The organism is Streptomyces sp. NBC_00988, assembly GCF_045162645.1.
Taxonomy (GTDB): Bacteria; Actinomycetota; Actinomycetes; order Streptomycetales; family Streptomycetaceae; genus Streptomyces.
On record NZ_CP108730.1, the window covers coordinates 5,190,832 to 5,206,833 of the forward strand.

The window sequence follows — 16,002 nt, forward strand, 5'->3', positions numbered from 1 at the left end:
TCGAACCGGATCCGCCTAACAGACCGGCGGGCTCTTCGGACTCTCCGAGCATAAGAGACCTGCGGTCTCTACACAAGGGACCGGGGGTCTGTAATATGTCCGCATGAACACGTTCCAGCGCGCCAGAAACGAGGAGCAGCGCGAAGTACGCCGCCGGAGCATCCTGGAGACGGCGGCGACGATGCTCAGCGAGATGCCGGTCTCGGCCCTGAGCCTCAATGAGCTCAGCCGCCGCGTGGGACTCGCGAAGTCCAACGTCATGCGCTATTTCGAGTCGCGCGAGGCGGTCCTGCTGGACCTCCTGGAGAACCTGACCCGCGATTTCCTCGCCGAGGTGGTCGACCAGCTGCCCGGATGCGTGGACCGGACCGGTTCCGCGATCACGAGAGCCGAGTCGGTGGCATCGGGTCTGGCCACGTCGTTCGCGTCCCGGAAGATGCTCTGCGAACTGCTCAGCGCCCAGGCCGGCATCCTTGAGCACAACGTCTCCGCCGAGGTGGCCGCGCGATACAAGCGGGGGGCCTACGACGGTCTCACCGGCCTGGCGGCCATGCTGCGGGAGATCCTGCCCGAACTCGGCGAGCGGGAGGCCGCCGAAGCGGCCAGCATGACGATCGTTCTCGTCGGCGCGCTGTGGACGCACAGCCACCCGGCGGAGGCCGTGCGCGCCGCGTACGCCGGCGATCCGAGCCTCGTCTTCCTCCGCACGCCCTTCGCCGCGACGCTGGAGCGTTCGATCGCGATCTACCTGATCGGCCTGCTGGCCCATTCCGACCGGTGATCCCGGTCGAACCCGCCGGGCGGGGGCCGGCGGCTCGGCGTCGCGAGCGTGTCGTTGACGTTGGCCGCAGCGGCGATGACCTCCGCCCGGCCACGCGGCGATGCCACATGCCAGTTGGCCTCTCGGCCTCAACACCGGGTGCACCCTGCCCTACCGTGGCGCCATGAGCGATCACTCCGAAGCGCCTCTCGCGCCCGTCGCGCCCGTCGCGGCCTATCAACCCCCGTACTACGTGGCCGTGTTCACCACCGTGCGAACCCAGGAGCAGGGCGGCTACGGCGAGACCAACGCGCGTATGGAGGAGCTGGTGGAGGAGATCCCCGGGTACCTCGGGATGGACCACGCGCAGACTCCGGGTGGGCTGGGGATCACCGTCGGGTACTTCCGCGACGCCGATGCCCTCACGGAGTGGCGGACCAACGCCGAGCACCGCGCGGCGCAGAAACGCGGGCAGGACCAGTGGTACGAGAGCTACACGCTGCATGTGGCGAAGGTGGAGCGGAGTCATGGGTTCGTGCGGGCGCAGGTTCCGCAGGACCCGCAGAGCCCTGCGGCGGGCTGACCGGCCGAAGTCCTGGACCGAGGACGCGAAAATCGTACACGCGTGCGGCGATCAGGCCCTATGATCACTCGACCCCGGCGTCCGCCGCGGCCGCACCCGCCTCCGAGACAGGCCGAAGTCGATGACGAGTACCGCCCGCAGAGCTCCCCGGATCCTGGTCCGTTCCGCGCAGGTGGCGATAGCCGTGTCCGCTGTGGCGGACGTGTTCCGTGCGGCGGCGGTCCGGGATGACCACCTGCACCGCACGGGGGCATCCGAGTCGGGCTTCATCTCCATGGTCTTCGTCTATCTGATGACTCTCGCGATCGTGCTGTTCCTCGTGTGGCTCGCCCAATCCCGGCGCAACGCCCAGGAGTTGTCGCCCGGGGCCTCGGTGCCGAGTCGGGGCCGGACGATCGGCATGTGGTTCGTTCCGGTGGTCAACCTCGTTGTCACTCGCGGGATCGTCCTCGCCATCGGACGCGCGAGCTCCGCGTCCTGGGAGGAGAAGCGGGACACGACCCTGGTGAACGCGTGGTGGGCCGCCTGGGTCGGGCACTCGCTGGTGCTCCTGGTCGCGAGCCGGGTGGCCCCGGGATCGATGGCCTTCCTGGTGGTGGAGGAGGCCCTCATGATCGCGGCGGCCGTACTGGCGGGGCTCGTGATCGAGCGCATCACGGCACTGCAGAGCGCCGCACTCGGTGCCGCCGTTCCCGCCGAGCCCCTCGCTCAGGCCTGAGGTGCTTCCCTTCCCTGCCCTCGGTCGAACTCCCCCAAGGTGCCTGAACTCCCCCAAGGCGCCCCGGACTTAGCCCTCGCTCGCACCCCGCGCCCGCCACAGATCCCGCAGCAACGCGATCTCCGCCATGTGGTGAATGAACTCCAGGTTCGCCCCCGCCAGCACAGCGGCGTACGGGTCGTCCGGGTCGGAGCCGTACGGGTACCGGGAGAAGCCGACCACGTCCAGCTGGTCCTCCGTGACCGTGGCGACGGCCGCGCGCCAGCGGTCGATCACCGGCCAGAAGTGGTCCAGGGTCAGGGCTGCGGAGGGGGTGAAGTCGACCATCTGCTTGGGGTCCTGGCGCCGCTCACCGAACGTCCACTCCCACGCCCCCGCGAACTGGAAGTGCAGGTGTCCCAGGCGCCACGCGATGGTCGTGATCGGTGTCGTGTCGGGCTCCGGCTCGCCCTCGTGGGCGAGGATCTGCTCGACGCGCTCGACGGTCACGCTCCAGTCGTCGGCGATCTTGGCGACGGTCATGCCGTCGGCGGCCTGGCGGGCGACCTCCGCGTACTCGCTCGCCGGGATGTCCGCCGCGCCCAGGTCGAGGACCCACTCCCCCGGGCCGAACGCCCTCGGTGTCACCGCCTCGCTCCGGCGCCGGAGCGACCAGCAGTCGGGCGCCGGCTCCCAGAGGTACTCCTCGTCGCGGAGCCCCTTCAGCCGGACCTGGGCCATCTCGCGGGCCTTGTCGAACTGCTCCAGCAGCAGGCCCAGTCGGTCGGTCCGTGTGCGCTCGGTCTCCATGTGCGGTCCCCTCGCCCGTGCCGTCTCGTACCCCGCCCCCACCCACCGCGGTGCGGTCAGGCGGACGGTAACGGCTCGGCCCACCCGGCGCGAACGAATTCCCCGGCCGCCTACGCGCGCGTCACAGCACCCCGCCGGCCTCGTCCTGGAACGCCTCCGTCCAGTAGTGCGGGTGATCGCGGCCGGCTCCCCGGCGACCCGCCACCGTCGGGTCCACCGTCGACAGGGTCTGGAGCATCGTCGTCGCCAACTGGTCGTACGCCTCTGCCGTCAGCTCGCCGGACAGGTCCGCGTCGATCGCCTTCTCGCGGTGGAGCAGCCAGAGGGTGAAGGCCAGGGTCGAGACGTCCGTGTTGAGGGGAGCCAGCGTCGCCTCCGGCTCGCTCCACGTCAGGATCTCGCCCGTCGCGCCGTCCACCACCAGGCTGTTGTCCTCCATGAGGTAGCCGAGGCGGATCAACTGGTCGGCGCGGGGCGGGAGTTCTCCGGCGGGCTCGTCCTCGTAGAACTCGGTGAGGGTGGGGAGCGGGACGTCCGTGTCGAGGTGGAAGAGGAACGCGTCCTCGGGCAGGCCGGTCTCGCGCAGGAAGCGGCGGGTCGGTTCGTGGGTGAGGGTGGCGGGGAAGTCGACCTCCTCGAAGCGGGCGACCGTGCCCTGGCCGAACTCCTGGTCCAGCAGACGGGCCGGGATGTCCAGGGTCAGCCCCGATGTCGTGCCCGGGCCCGCGACCAGGGCGAGCGGGCGGATCAGGGCCGCCGCCTTCCAGAACGGGGGCACCTCGCCGTCCGTCTCCGACTCGAACACCGCGAGCAGCTGGCGTGATGCCTCCGCCGCCGTCTTCGTGCCGTGGCGGCCCTCGTAGGACGCGAACTGGCCGCGCAGGTCCGTCAGTTCGTCCGTGGTCGTCGTGAAGCGGGCCAGCGTTTCGATCGACGGGGCCAGCGGGCCGGTCTCCATCAGGTCCGGGCGGTCGTGGAAGAAGTACGTCGTCGCGATCTCGCCCGTCTCGCCGTCCAGCAGGATCGACTCCGCCTCCCCGCCGTCGGGTCCCCAGAGCGCGCCTATCACCAGCTGGTCCCGGAGCTCATCCGCCAGCGGGGCGGGGTCGCCCAAGGAGTCCGCCACCGTCCGCAGGCCCTCCCTGCGCAGCTCCTCGAACGTCAACAGGCCGCTGTCGCCCGGCAGTCCGGGACCCGTCAGCCAGCGGCGCGTCAACTCGTGCGTGATGTACGGATCGAGGTCGTCCTCGGTCAAGGTGATCATGGTCGCCGTAGCACCGGCGTCGGTCCTGCTCATTGTTCCCCCGTGCATGAATCTTCCCCGTGTGGCACCGGTGTTCCGCTGTCGTCCCCACTGCCCAGAACACTACGCGGCACCACTGACAATGGCCCTGACCAGCGAAAACGCCTTGGAGAGCCGAGAGGACGCGAAACGTCCGAGACGTCCTCACCTCATCAGACGCTCAAACCACCCGCGAACGTTCCCGTCCCTCGACGATCGCGTCCACCGTCTCCCCCACCGTCAGCCCGGAGCTGTCCAGCCACAGGCCGATGCGCGGGGTCTCCGTCCGTAGCGAGCGGTCCAGCTCCTCGACCGTCCAGGCGCCGTAGCCGTTCTTCGCCCGGCCCGCCTCCCGTGCCGTGACGGTCGCCGGGGTCGGTGCGAGGACGATCACGTGCAGCGGGCGGGTGCGGATCAGGTCGACGTACGCCGGCAGCTCCGCGCCCAGCACCACGTCCTGGACGACCGCGGTGAACCCGGCCTCCGCGTACGCGTCCGCCGTCGCCGCCGCCAGCCGGTACCGCAGCCGGAGTTGGGACTCCCCCTCGCCGCCCGCACCGGGGACGTAGTCCTCGCGCCCCGAGACGGTCATCCGGCGGAAGACGTCACCCCGGACATGCGCCGCCCTCGGCAGCCTCTCCGCCAGCGCCTGCGCGACCGTCGACTTGCCGGAGGCCATCACGCCGGTGATGAGGACGACCCCCTCGAACACCGTCACGCACCGGCCGCTCAGTGTCCGTACTGGCCGTACTGATCGGTCGTCGCCGTCACGACAGCCGCCTGCGGGCGGATCGGCAGCCGGTTCACGGGACGGCCCGTCGCCGCGCGCACCGCGGCGGCGATCGCCGCCGGGGACGTGACCACCGGCACCGCGCTGACCGCCTTTGCACCGAAGGGGGCGACCACGTCACGTTCCTCGACGAGTTTCACGATCTTGATGTCGGGGGTGTCCAGGGCGGTGGGCAGGGCGTAGCCGGTGAGGTCGGGGTGGCGGATCAACCCGCGCGCGGTGCGCAGGTTCTCCGTCAGCGCGATGCCGACGCCCTGGGTGACACCGCCCTCGATACGGGCGACCAGCTGGGTCGGGTTCAGGATCCGGCCGACGTCCTGGGCGAGGGCCAACTCGACGACCCGTACGGAGCCGAGTTCGATGTCGACGTCGACGACCGCGCGGATCGCGCAGAAGGCGAGCCCTACGAAAGCGTCGCCCTGGCCCGCCTCGTCCAGGGGCTCGGTCGGGTGCGGGCGGCACTGGGCGGTGGCCCAGAGTTCCTTGCCGTCCAGGGCCTCGGTGACGGTCGTCGAGAGGACTCCGTCGTACGAGGTGATCTTGCCGTCGGTGATCTGGAGCAGCTCGGTCGACATCCCGAACTTGTGCGCCAGGGGCTGGAGAAGCTGGGTGCGGACCATTTTCGCGGCGCGTTCGACCGCGCCGCCCGATACCCAGGTATGACGTCCTCGACAACCAGGGCCGGCGGGCGGCTGATCGGTGTCCACGGGGGCGACGTGCACCTCGTCGATGCCGAGGGTCTCCTGGACGATCTGCCGGGCCAGCGTGGTGAAGCCCTGGCCGGTCTCGACGGCCGCGCAGAGCACGGTCGCGATGCCGTCGTGGACCTTCACGGTGGCCGTGGAGACCTCGTCGGCGCCCTCGGCGCCGAGCATGTGGACCATGCCGAGGCCGTAGCCGACGCCCCGGCGCACCGCGCCCGGTTCGCCCGCGCCCTCGGGGCCGCCGGGCAGCAGCCACTCGTCCTCGGGGGTGTCCTTGGGGAGCTGCGGCAGCGGGAAGTCCCGTACGGCCTGGAGGAGTTCGGCGACCGGCGCCGGGCAGGTCACCGTCTGGCCGGTGGGGAGGACGTCACCGGTGGCCATGGCGTTGCGCAGGCGCAGCTCGGCCGGGTCCATGGCGAGCTTCTTGGCGAGCTTGTCCATCTGCGCCTCGTAGGCGGCGCAGACCTGCATGGCGCCCTCGCCGCGCACGTGCCCGGAGGGCGGGTTGTTCGTGCGGACGGCCCAGCCCTCGATGAAGGCGTTCGGGACGACGTACGGGCCGCAGGCGAAGGAGACGGCGGCGGCCAGGGCCTCCGAGGACGTGTCGGCGTAGGCGCCCGCGTCGAGCAGCACCTGGGCCTCGACCTTGACCAGCCGGCCGTCCTCGTCGGCGTGGTGGCGGTAGCGCAGGAGCGTGGGGTGGCGGTGGGTGTGGCCGAGGAAGGACTCCTCGCGCGTGGCGGTGAGCTTGACCGGGCAGCCGGTCTTCAACGCGAGCAGTCCGAGCGGGAGTTGGAAGCCCTGGTCCTCGCGGTCGGCGGTGGCTCCGGGGACGCCGGTGACGACGACCTTCACGCGGTCGGGCTCCAGGCCGTAGCAGGCGGCGGCCGTGTCGCGGTCGTTGTGCGGGTCCGTGGAGGCGATGTACAGCTCGACGCCGCCGTCGGGGCGGGGCACGGCGAGACCGGCCTCGGCGCCGATGGGGGCGGGGTCCTGGCGGCCGATGCGGTACAGGCCCTCGACGACGATGTCGGCGGTCGCGTCCGGGTCGCCGTGGCGCAGCGGGATGTGCCGGATCAGGTTGCCGTCGGGGTGCAGCGGTTCGGCCTCGAAGGCCTGCTCGGGGTCGGTCACCGGGTCGAGTACTTCGTACTCGACCATGATGGCCGCGGCGGCCATGCGCGCGGTGTCGGGGTGGTCGGCGGCGACCGCGGCGATGGGCTCCCCGTGGTGGCGCACGACCTCGGAGGCGAACACCGGGCGGTCGGCGGTGCCCCGGCCGTAGCGGTCCCGGCCCGGCACGTCCTCGTGGGTGATGACGGCCCGTACGCCGGGCATGTCCCGCGCGTGGGACGTGTCGACGGACACGATGCGCGCGTGCGGGTGCGGCGAGCGCAGAACGGCCGCCCAGAGCAGGCCCTCGGCCCACAGGTCGGCCGCGTACGGGAACGTGCCCTCGGTCTTCGCGCGGGCGTCTGCGGCCGGGAGCGAGGCGCCCAGGCCGTGGCCCGGATGCTCCGGGGCGGGCGCGGCCTCCGTGGTCGCGGTGGCGGCTTCGTTGCTCACGCCTGACCTCCGTCCTGGCCGTACACCTGGTCCTGCGTGCGCGGGGACTCGAACGCCGACTGGTGGACGCCACCGCCCCCGGGCCCCGCCTGGTGGGGAATACGCGCCTCGTCGCCGTCCGACTCAGGTTCGGCGGCAGCGGCGTGCGCCTCGCGTTCGGCGACGACTTCCTGTACGGCGTCCAGGACACCCCGGTAGCCGGAGCAGCGGCACAGGTTGCCGCACAGGGCCTGGCGCGCCTCCAGTTCGGTGGGCGCGGGGTTGCCCTCCAGGAGGTCGTGCACGGTCATCGCCATGCCGGGCACGCAGAAACCGCACTGCACGGCACCGCACTTGGCGAGCGCCCGCTGCACGTCCGAGGGCTGCCCTTCGACGGCGAGACCCTCGACCGTACGGACCTCGGAGCCGGCCGCGGTGACGGCGGGCACCAGGCAGGAGGCGACGAGCCGTCCGTCGACCTGGACGTTGCAGGCCCCGCACTCGCCCTGCGAGCAGCCGTCCTTGGCGCCCGCGAGGCCGAGGCGTTCGCGCAGCACGTAGAGCAGCGACTCGCCGATCCAGGCGTCGGTGACGGGCCGGTCGGCGCCGTTGACGCGCAACACGTAGGAGGCGAGCGGGTGTTCCTCGCCGGGGATCTTCGGGGCCGGCTCGGCGGCATCGTCCGGCGCGTCGGGTTCGGCGGCCGCCACGGGCGCCTCAGCGGCCTCCGGAGTGCCGTCGGCACCCTCGGCCGCGTCGGCCGCCGCGGACGCCCCAGCGGGCCCCCCAGTGCCCTCCGCGGACCCTTCGCCGTCGTCGCCCGCCCCATCGCTCCCATGAGCCGACTGTGCGTCGTCCACGGCGAGTTCGGCGGCGGTGTCGTCGTGGCGGTCGGCGCGCGCGTCGCCGTAGGGGTCGCCGGGGGCTTCGGAGCGGGTGTGCGCGTACGGGTCGCCGGGTTCGCCGTACGGCTGCCGGGTCGCCTCGGCGGGCGGCCGGGTGGCGGCCCGCGCCGACACCTCGCCGGTCGGGTGCGTCCCGGACCGGTCGGCCGGGTGTTCCAGGCCGCGCCCGTCGGTGTGCTCGCCGGGCCGCTCCACCACTCCGGTGTCCGACGCCTGCTGCGCCCAGTTCTGGCCCGCGCCGTCCGTCGCCCAGGGCGCGGGGGCGCCGCCGGGCAGGGTCGCCGGCGGGGTGCCGCCCCACTGTTCGACCAGGGCCGACGTGGTGAACTCGCCCGATTCGTCCGGGAGATCACCACCGGCGACCGGGATCGACCACTCCCCGGTCACGTCACGGCCGGGAGCGGCGCCCGCGTCCGGCGCGTTGGTGTCCTGGAAGGTCCACTGGCCGGTGGACCCGGGGCGGTACGAGAACTGGTCGCCCCCGGCCGTCCCCTGCTGCGGTACGGCGTTCGGGTCGGGCCACTGGACACCCTCGGCGGGCACCGCCCAGGAGCCGGTGCCCGAGGGGTCGGCGTCCGGGGCGGGGGTGGCCGTTATGGGCGGCGGCACATAGCCGTGCCCCGGGGCGGCCAGGAGGGCGTCGATGCCCCCTTCGGGGAGTTTCACGAAGGCCGTGGCGCCGTCGTCGTAGTCGCCCTGGGGCAGCGGGTCCCAGCGTCCGCCGCCCTGAGGGGTGCCCTCTCCGTGCTGGTCGTCGGTCACGACAGCGCCCTCCCGAGTGCTCGTCGGGCCAGTGCGGCGACGGTGCGCCGCAGGTGCAGTACCGCGGGCGGAAGCTGTTCCACGGAGCCGTCCTCGGCCGGTACCGGGTCGGGGATGCAGGCCGCGGCGACGTACTCCCCGAAGGCGCTCAGCGCCTCGGGGACGATCGTGCGGCTGTTGTCCCAGTCGATCAGCCGGGCCACCCACTGTTCGGCGTCCAGCGGTCTGAGCGGCATCGGCGCTATGGCTCCGACGGCGCACCTGACTCCGCGCCGGGCGGGGTCGAGGACGACCGCGACGGACGCGACCGAGCGCCCGGGGCCGGTCCTGCCGGTGGCCTTCAGGAAGACCTGCGGGGCGTGCAGCAGCGGCACGCGCACGAAGCCGATGAGTTCGCCGCCGCGCAGCATCTCCACACCGGCCAGGAGGTGCGACACCGGGATCTCCCGGCGGGCTCCGTCCTGGCCCGCGATGATCAGCGTCGCCTCCAGGGCGGCCAGTACGGGCAGCGCGTCACCGGTGGGCGCGGCCGAGGCGATGTTGCCGCCCAGGGTGCCCGCGTTGCGGATCTGCGGCGGGCCCGCGGCACGCGCGGAGGCGGCGAGCGCCGGGATGAGGGCGGCGAAGTCGGGGCGGCCCATACGGGCATGCGTGAGGCCCGCGCCGAGCAGCGCGTGCCCGTCCTGGTACTGCCAGCCGCGGATCTCGCTGATCCGGCCCAGACCGACCAGCGCGCTGGGCCTGAGCTGGCCGGAGTTGACGGCCGCCATGAGGTCGGTGCCGCCGGCCACGGGAACGGCCGTGGGCAGGGCCGTGAGCGCCGCCACGGCCTCGTCCAGCGTCGTGGGCAGCGTGACGGACTGCCCCGCCTGCGGTGCGTGCGTGGTCAAACCGGCTGCCCCTTCCCGCTGCCCCACCTGGTCCCACCTGTTGCTGCCGTACGGTACGTGCTGACAGGGCGGACGTGGCAACTCTGGCACATCTTCGCAAGACCCGAACGCGGGGGTCCGCTAGGAGGCATTCGCCCGCCTCACCAGGGAGATGGTCCGTTTTCGTACGGCATCACCGGTACGCGCGGATTGCCACTCAACGGTGACTCCTGGGGGCTTTTTCCCTTACGGGTTCTACGCGTTCGGGGGCGGGCCGTCCTTCGGTCGTCCGAGCACTCCGGGGCGCCGCTGCCACGGCAGGGGGCCGGTGGGCGGACGGTAGGCGACACCCAGGGCGTCGAGGCGCGGGTAGTGGGCGGTCATCCGGCGCTCGAAGTCAGCGAAGTCCCGTTCCGCGGGCGCCGGAAGAGCGCTCCAGGCGACCTCGGCGAAGGCCGCGAGCCGGGGGAACGTCTGGTAGTCCACGCGTGCGTGGTCCTCCATCACCTCGGTCCACACGTTGGCCTGCGCGCCCAGCACATGACGGGCCTCGGCCTCGCTGAGCTGCTCCGGAACCGGCTCGAAGCGGTAGACGTCCTCCAGGGTGCGCACATGGGCGATCGGCACCGGCTCGTCCTCGCCCGGGGCCTGACGCCAGTCCAAGTACACATACTGCTCGGGGCACATGACGACGTCGTGCCCCGCGCGGGCGGCGGTGATCCCGCCCTCGAAACCACGCCAGGACGACACGACCGCGCCGTCCGCGAGCCCGCCCTCCAGGATCTCGTCCCAGCCGACGAGCCTTCTCCCGCGCGCGGAGAGCCACTTGTCGAAGTGTCCGATGAACCACGACTGCAACTCGTCCTCGTCCGCGAGCCCGAGTTCCGCGATGCGCGCCTGCGCGGTCGGCGACTGCTTCCACTGGTCCTTGAGGCATTCGTCACCGCCGACGTGAATGAACTCCGAGGGGAACAGCTCCAGGAGTTCCTCGAACACCCCCTCGTAGAAGCGCAGGGTGTTGTCAGTGGGGGCGAGTACGTTCGGGTTGATGCCCCAGTTGTCCCAGACGGAGAGGGAGTTGGTGTCGGTGACGTCGGTGTTGCCCAGTTCCGGATACGCGGCGATGGCGGCCTGCGAGTGTCCCGGTACGTCGATTTCCGGGACCACGGTGATATGCCGCTCGGCCGCGTAGGCGACGATCTCCCGGATGTCGTCCTGCGTGTAGTAGCCGCCGTGGGGCTTGTCGTCCCACAGCGGTGAGGCACGGTGGCCGAATTTCGTGCGGGCCCGCCAGGAGCCGATCTCGGTCAGCTTCGGGTACCGCTTGATCTGTACGCGCCACCCCTGGTCGTCCGTCAGGTGGAAGTGGAAGACGTTGAGTTTGTGCGCCGCCATGAGATCCAGGTAGCGCAGGACGCCTTCCTTGGGCATGAAGTGCCGGGCGACGTCGAGCATGAGGCCGCGCCAGCCGAAGCGCGGGGCGTCGTGGATGGTCTGGTGCGGCACGCCGTAGGTCATGTCGGGGCGGACGGGAGCGCGTCGGAAGGCTGCGGGGCCGAGGAGTTGACGCAGCGTCTGGGCGCCCCAGAACACGCCGGCCGGGCTGCCGCCCGTGATGACGACACCCCAGTTGGTGACCACGTCCAGGCGGTACGCCTCCGGTGGCAGGGTGCCGTCGAGGCGCAGCCCGATGGTGTCGCAGGCGCCCTCCTCGCCCTGCGGCAACGACAGTCCGAGGGCCGCGCCGAGCGTGGATCGCAGCCAGCGCTGTGTGCCCTCGGTGCCGGGCTCGCCCCACAAGGAGGTGTCCGCCTCGAAGAGGAAACCGCACCGGGTGGGGCCCTCGACGGCGGTCGGCGCCGGAATCAGTTCCGTCCCTGAAGTCACGTCAGTCACGTCAGTCCTTAACCGCTCCGCCCAGCCCCGAGACCAGACGTCGCTGTACGAGTACGAAGAACACCAGCACCGGAATCGTCATCACCGTGGAGGCCGCCATGACCCCGCCCCAGTCGGGATCGTCCGGCTTGTAGAAGACGAGGAGGGCCATCGGCAGGGTCGACTGGGAAGTGTCGCTGATGATGAAGGACTTGGCGAAGAGGAAGTCGTTCCAGGCCGAGATGAAGGAAAACACGCTCGTGGCCACCAGCCCCGGGAAGACGAGCGGGAAAAGGATCTGCCACAGGAATCGCGTCCGGCTCGCCCCGTCGATGTACGCGGCCTCCTCCAGCGCGTCCGGTACGGCTTTCACGAACCCCCGCAGCATCCAGATCGCGAACGGCAGCGAGAACGCGATCTGAGGCAGGATCAGCGACCCCAGCGTGTTCAGCAGCCCGAGCCCCCGCATGGTGAAGAACAGGGGGATCGTCAGCGCTTCCACGGGCACCATCTGGGCCACCAGGAACATGATCAGGAGGGTGGTCCGGAAGCGGAACCGGAATCGCGTCACCGCGGTCGCGGCGAGAAAGGCGATCAGCGCCGAGACGATGACCACCGAGCCCGCCACGACAAGGCTGTTGACGAAGTAACGGCCGAATTCCTGCTGCCCGAACACGCGCCGGAACGAGTCCAGAGAGGGCGCGAGCGTCCACGGCCGGGGCTCGCTCGACTCGATCTCCCCGGCCGGTTTGAAGGCGCTGAGCACCATCCAATAGAGGGGGAAGGCGACGACGACCGCGATCAGCAGCGCCGAGGCCTCGGCAGCGAGCCGCCAGGGCCGTCGTACAAGACCGCGAAGCAGACTCACAGCTCCTCCCCCTGCCTGCGCAGCAGGCGCAGATAGACCAGCGTGACGGTGAGCAGCATCAGCAGCATGACGACACCGATCGCCGAGCCGAGGCTGTACTTCGAGGACGCGAACGCCTGTTGGTAGGCGTAGACGTTCAGCACGAGGTTCTGGCCCGCGATGCCGCCGCCGTTGGTCATGACGTAGATCTGGGTGAAGACCTTGAAGTCCCAGATGACGGACTGGATGGTGACGACGGTCAGGATCGGCCGGAGCATCGGCGTCAGCACGGACCGCCAGATCCGCCACTGCGAGGCCCCGTCCAGAGCGGCGGCCTCCAGCACCTCGGAGGGCACGGCGCGAATCCCGGCGTAGACCGTCACCATCACGAACGGGAAGGAGCACCAGACCACTTCGAGCAGGACGAGGAAGAACGCGCTGAGGCGCCCGTACGTCCACGAGTGGTCACCGAGGCCCAGGATGCGGTTGACCGGTCCGAAGTCCGGGTCGAACAGCAGCAGCCAGACCGTCGAACCCGTCACCGCCGGCGTTGCCCACGCGCCCAACGCGGCCAGCATCAGCACGAGTCGGGGCACGGCACGCACCCGCGTGAGCAACACCGCGAGCGCACACCCGACGGCGAGCGTCGACACCACACAGGCCGCCGCGAACAGCACGGTGGCCAGCAGTACCTGCCAGAACTGGCTGTCGGAGAACAACTCCGAGTAGTTCCCGAACCCCTTGAAGGTCGTCGGCTCGCCACCACTGACCTGGGCCTGCGTGTACTGGAAGAACGAGATCAGGCCGAGCTGGTAGATGGGGTAGACGAGCAGACCGCCGAGGACGACCAGAGCGGGGGCGAGATAGAGCCAGGGGGTCCAGGCCGTTCGCGTACGCATCCGCTCAACCCGCGGAGCTGAACGCGTCGTTCATCTTCTTCGCCGCGTCCCCCGAAGCCGCCGCCACACTCTTCTTCCCGCTGATGACCTCCTGGAGCATCGTCGGCAGCACCAGCGAGGAGTCGATCTCGGACCAACCCGGCGACGCGGGAACGAACTTCGTGCCGGCGGCCAGGGTCTGCACGAACGGCTTCTCGAACGGCACCTTCGCCGCAGCCGCATCCCGGACGTCGGTGAACGTGGGCAGGAACCCCATCGCGTCGAACATGGACGCCTGCGTCGCCTTCGAGGTGAGCTGCTCCATCAGGTCCACCGCGAGCGTGCGGTGCGACGTGCTCTTCAGGACACCGATGTTGTTGCCCCCGGCGAACGCGGGAGCGACCGACCCGGACGCGACACCCGGCAGCGGAACCACCGCGTACTTGCCCTTGACCTTGCCCGCCTCGACAGCCGTGTGGCTGAAGTCGCCCCCGATCGCCATCCCGGCCTTGCCCGCCGCGAACGCGGTGATCGTGTCGTTGCCGCCCATCACCGCGCACTTGGCGGCGGGACAGTTGTCGCTGGTGAAGAGCGAGGTGTACGCCTTGATGCCCTTCTGGGCGGCGGCACTGTCGATCGCGGAGGTGTACGAACCCCCCGAACCCCCCTTGGCCGTGGCGAGTTCGCCGCCGTTGGCCCAGACGAAGGGCATCGCGCCGTACGTGTAGGCGCCGCCGACGACAAGGCCGTAGAGGTCGGACTTCGCCTTGTGGATCTTCCGGGCGGTGGCGGCCAACTCGGCCATGGTCTTGGGGGGTTGGAGGCCCAGGTCCTTGAAGACGTCGGTGCGGTAGTAGAGGGCGCGGACGCCGACGTAGAACGGGGAGCCGTACATCTTGCCGTCGACCGTGACGGACTGCTTCGCGGTCGGGTCGGTGTCCTTGGCCTCGCTCCAGGCGCCGAAGTCCTTGGTGACGTCGAGGAGTCCGCCGTCGTGGACGTAGCCGGCCGTGTCGGTGTTGCCGTACTCCATGACGTCCGGCGCGGACTTCGGGTCGTTGAAGGCGGCCTTCACGCGCTGGGCGCGGGTGTCGATCGGGATGTACTCCACGTCGACCTTGGTGCCCTTGTGGGCCTTCTCGAAGGCGGTGACCACGGAGTCGACGACCTTCGCCTTCGGGTCGTTGCCGACCTCCTGGAAGAGCCACACCCGCAGGGTGCCGCTCTGGTCGTCCTTGTCGGAGGACGAGTTGTCGGAGGTCTGGGGCGCGCAGCCGGCGACGACTGCGGCGGCCGCCAGGAGTACGGCGAATCGGGGGGCGAGCTTCATGGAGCGTTCCTCCGGGAATCCGGGCGTGCGTTGCAACATATGCAATGGGCGTTTCGCTCTGCACAACACCACGGAGATTAAGGAGTAGATGAACGCGGCCACAAGAGGTCTCAACCACTTCGTGACACGCGAAAGGCCGCCGAAAAGCCGTCGAAACATGCAAAAGGCCCTCGGGGCGCACCGAAGCGCGTCCCGAGGGCCTCAGAAACCGAGAGCCTCAGAAAGTCAGACCGGCCGGGCGGCTACTTGTCGCCGCCCTTGCCCTTGTCGCCGTCCCCGCCCGAGCCCATGGACTCGTAGATCTCCTTGCACATGGGACACACCGGGTACTTCTTCGGGTCGCGGCCCGGCACCCAGACCTTGCCGCACAACGCCACCACGGGAGTGCCGTCGAGGGCGCTCGCCATGATCTTGTCCTTCTGGACGTAATGGGCGAAGCGCTCATGGTCCCCGTCACCGTGCGACACCTGGGGCGTCGGCTCTACGAGGGTCCCCGTACCAGTCCCGCGCTCGGGCTCAAGAGTGCTCATAGTGCCAAGGGTACTGAAGCTCACGGGCATCAGTTCCGCGAAGGGTCGTTCAGTTCGGGGATCGGTTCGGGGATCAGTTCAGGGAAGCGTCGTCCGGATACGTCGCCACCATCGCCAGCTCGCTGCGCTGGCGGCGCAGCACCTCGCGCCAGAGTCTCTCCGGGGACGGCGAGGACACGTCACCGGGCTCCGACTCGACGACGTACCAGGCGCCCTCCACCAGTTCGTCCTCCAACTGCCCGGGCCCCCAGCCGGCGTACCCGGCGAAGATCCGCAGCGAGCCGAGCGCCGCGGCCAGCAGCTCCGGCGGGGCCTCCAGGTCGACGAGTCCGATCGCGCCGTGCACGCGCCGCCAGCCGAGCGGGGCGCGCTCGCCGGCCGCGCCGCCCGGGATGACGGCGACGCCGAGGGCCGAGTCCAACTGGACCGGGCCGCCCTGGAAGACGACGCCCGGCTCGCCGGCGAGATCCGCCCAGCCCTCCAGGATGTCGCCGACGTCCACGGGCGTCGGGCGGTTGAGGACGACACCGAGGGAGCCCTCCTCGTCGTGGTCGAGAAGGAGCACCACCGCGCGGTCGAAGTTCGGGTCCGCCAGGGCGGGTGTTGCCACGAGCAACCGCCCTGTGAGCGAGGACACCTCGGTCATGCCTGACATGATCCCGCATCTTCCCCGTGATGGGGGAGGCAATGCGGGTACCTGAGTGAACGCAGCTCAGGGCGCACCGAAGCGTCCGACGCGCACACCGCCGCCCCGTGACCCCATGTGCCCGATTGGGAACGGTTCGTGTTGTGACACAGCTATGACGTAGCTGGGTACTCCTTGGGCTTACAGGAG

The 16,002-nt window shown here is 70.6% G+C and carries 15 protein-coding genes; 3 read left to right on the top strand and 12 right to left on the bottom strand.

All coding sequences use genetic code 11. The features are described 5' to 3' along the window. Positions 1–103 precede the first annotated feature (103 nt). The 3 genes from OG496_RS23675 to OG496_RS23685 all read left to right on the top strand — a co-directional run bounded on the left by OG496_RS23675 (position 104) and on the right by OG496_RS23685 (position 2,061). Positions 104–781, top strand: a complete 678-nt coding sequence (locus OG496_RS23675; RefSeq protein ID WP_405972314.1) for a TetR family transcriptional regulator — start codon at positions 104–106, stop codon at positions 779–781. Between the two features lie 163 nt (positions 782–944). After that, on the top strand, positions 945–1,343 hold the full coding sequence (locus OG496_RS23680) for an antibiotic biosynthesis monooxygenase family protein (protein ID WP_405972315.1): 399 nt from the start codon (positions 945–947) through the stop codon (positions 1,341–1,343). A gap of 121 nt (positions 1,344–1,464) precedes the next feature. Continuing rightward, a complete protein-coding gene (locus OG496_RS23685) occupies positions 1,465–2,061 on the top strand; it encodes a DUF4328 domain-containing protein (protein WP_405972316.1) in 597 nt (198 codons plus the stop codon). Between the two features lie 69 nt (positions 2,062–2,130). On the opposite strand, the gene OG496_RS23690 is transcribed toward OG496_RS23685, so the two are convergent. From OG496_RS23690 to OG496_RS23745, 12 genes are all read right to left on the bottom strand, one after another. Then, positions 2,131–2,850: a DinB family protein gene (locus OG496_RS23690; RefSeq protein ID WP_405972317.1), complete on the bottom strand. Its 720-nt coding sequence runs from the start codon at positions 2,848–2,850 to the stop codon at positions 2,131–2,133. A 121-nt stretch (positions 2,851–2,971) separates the two neighbouring features. Further along, the gene (locus OG496_RS23695) at positions 2,972–4,147 is read right to left on the bottom strand and encodes an SUKH-4 family immunity protein (RefSeq protein WP_366490494.1); all 1,176 of its coding nucleotides are present in this window, start codon (positions 4,145–4,147) and stop codon (positions 2,972–2,974) included. A 166-nt stretch (positions 4,148–4,313) separates the two neighbouring features. Continuing rightward, a complete protein-coding gene (locus tag OG496_RS23700) occupies positions 4,314–4,844 on the bottom strand; it encodes an AAA family ATPase (RefSeq protein WP_405976690.1) in 531 nt (176 codons plus the stop codon). 17 nt (positions 4,845–4,861) lie between these two features. Continuing rightward, positions 4,862–7,192 (bottom strand): molybdopterin cofactor-binding domain-containing protein, encoded by a 2,331-nt coding sequence (locus OG496_RS23705; protein ID WP_366490493.1) that lies wholly within the window; start codon positions 7,190–7,192, stop codon positions 4,862–4,864. After that, positions 7,189–8,838, bottom strand: coding sequence for a 2Fe-2S iron-sulfur cluster-binding protein (locus tag OG496_RS23710; RefSeq protein WP_405972318.1), 1,650 nt, complete (start codon positions 8,836–8,838; stop codon positions 7,189–7,191). The genes OG496_RS23705 and OG496_RS23710 overlap by 4 nt, the downstream gene beginning before the upstream one ends. Beyond that, positions 8,835–9,728, bottom strand: a complete 894-nt coding sequence (locus tag OG496_RS23715; protein ID WP_019056386.1) for a xanthine dehydrogenase family protein subunit M — start codon at positions 9,726–9,728, stop codon at positions 8,835–8,837. Before OG496_RS23715 ends, OG496_RS23710 begins: the two co-directional genes overlap by 4 nt. Positions 9,729–9,962: 234 nt before the next feature. Beyond that, the gene (locus OG496_RS23720; protein ID WP_405976691.1) at positions 9,963–11,594 is read right to left on the bottom strand and encodes a beta-N-acetylhexosaminidase; all 1,632 of its coding nucleotides are present in this window, start codon (positions 11,592–11,594) and stop codon (positions 9,963–9,965) included. A gap of 10 nt (positions 11,595–11,604) precedes the next feature. Further along, on the bottom strand, positions 11,605–12,450 hold the full coding sequence (locus tag OG496_RS23725; RefSeq protein WP_043679376.1) for a carbohydrate ABC transporter permease: 846 nt from the start codon (positions 12,448–12,450) through the stop codon (positions 11,605–11,607). Continuing rightward, positions 12,447–13,328, bottom strand: a complete 882-nt coding sequence (locus OG496_RS23730; RefSeq protein WP_405972319.1) for a carbohydrate ABC transporter permease — start codon at positions 13,326–13,328, stop codon at positions 12,447–12,449. Before OG496_RS23730 ends, OG496_RS23725 begins: the two co-directional genes overlap by 4 nt. A gap of 4 nt (positions 13,329–13,332) precedes the next feature. Beyond that, positions 13,333–14,637, bottom strand: coding sequence for an extracellular solute-binding protein (locus OG496_RS23735; protein ID WP_405972320.1), 1,305 nt, complete (start codon positions 14,635–14,637; stop codon positions 13,333–13,335). 242 nt (positions 14,638–14,879) lie between these two features. Beyond that, positions 14,880–15,167, bottom strand: coding sequence for a DUF3039 domain-containing protein (locus OG496_RS23740; protein WP_026178118.1), 288 nt, complete (start codon positions 15,165–15,167; stop codon positions 14,880–14,882). A gap of 73 nt (positions 15,168–15,240) precedes the next feature. Continuing rightward, positions 15,241–15,813, bottom strand: coding sequence for a YqgE/AlgH family protein (locus tag OG496_RS23745; protein WP_043679366.1), 573 nt, complete (start codon positions 15,811–15,813; stop codon positions 15,241–15,243). Positions 15,814–16,002 lie beyond the last annotated feature (189 nt).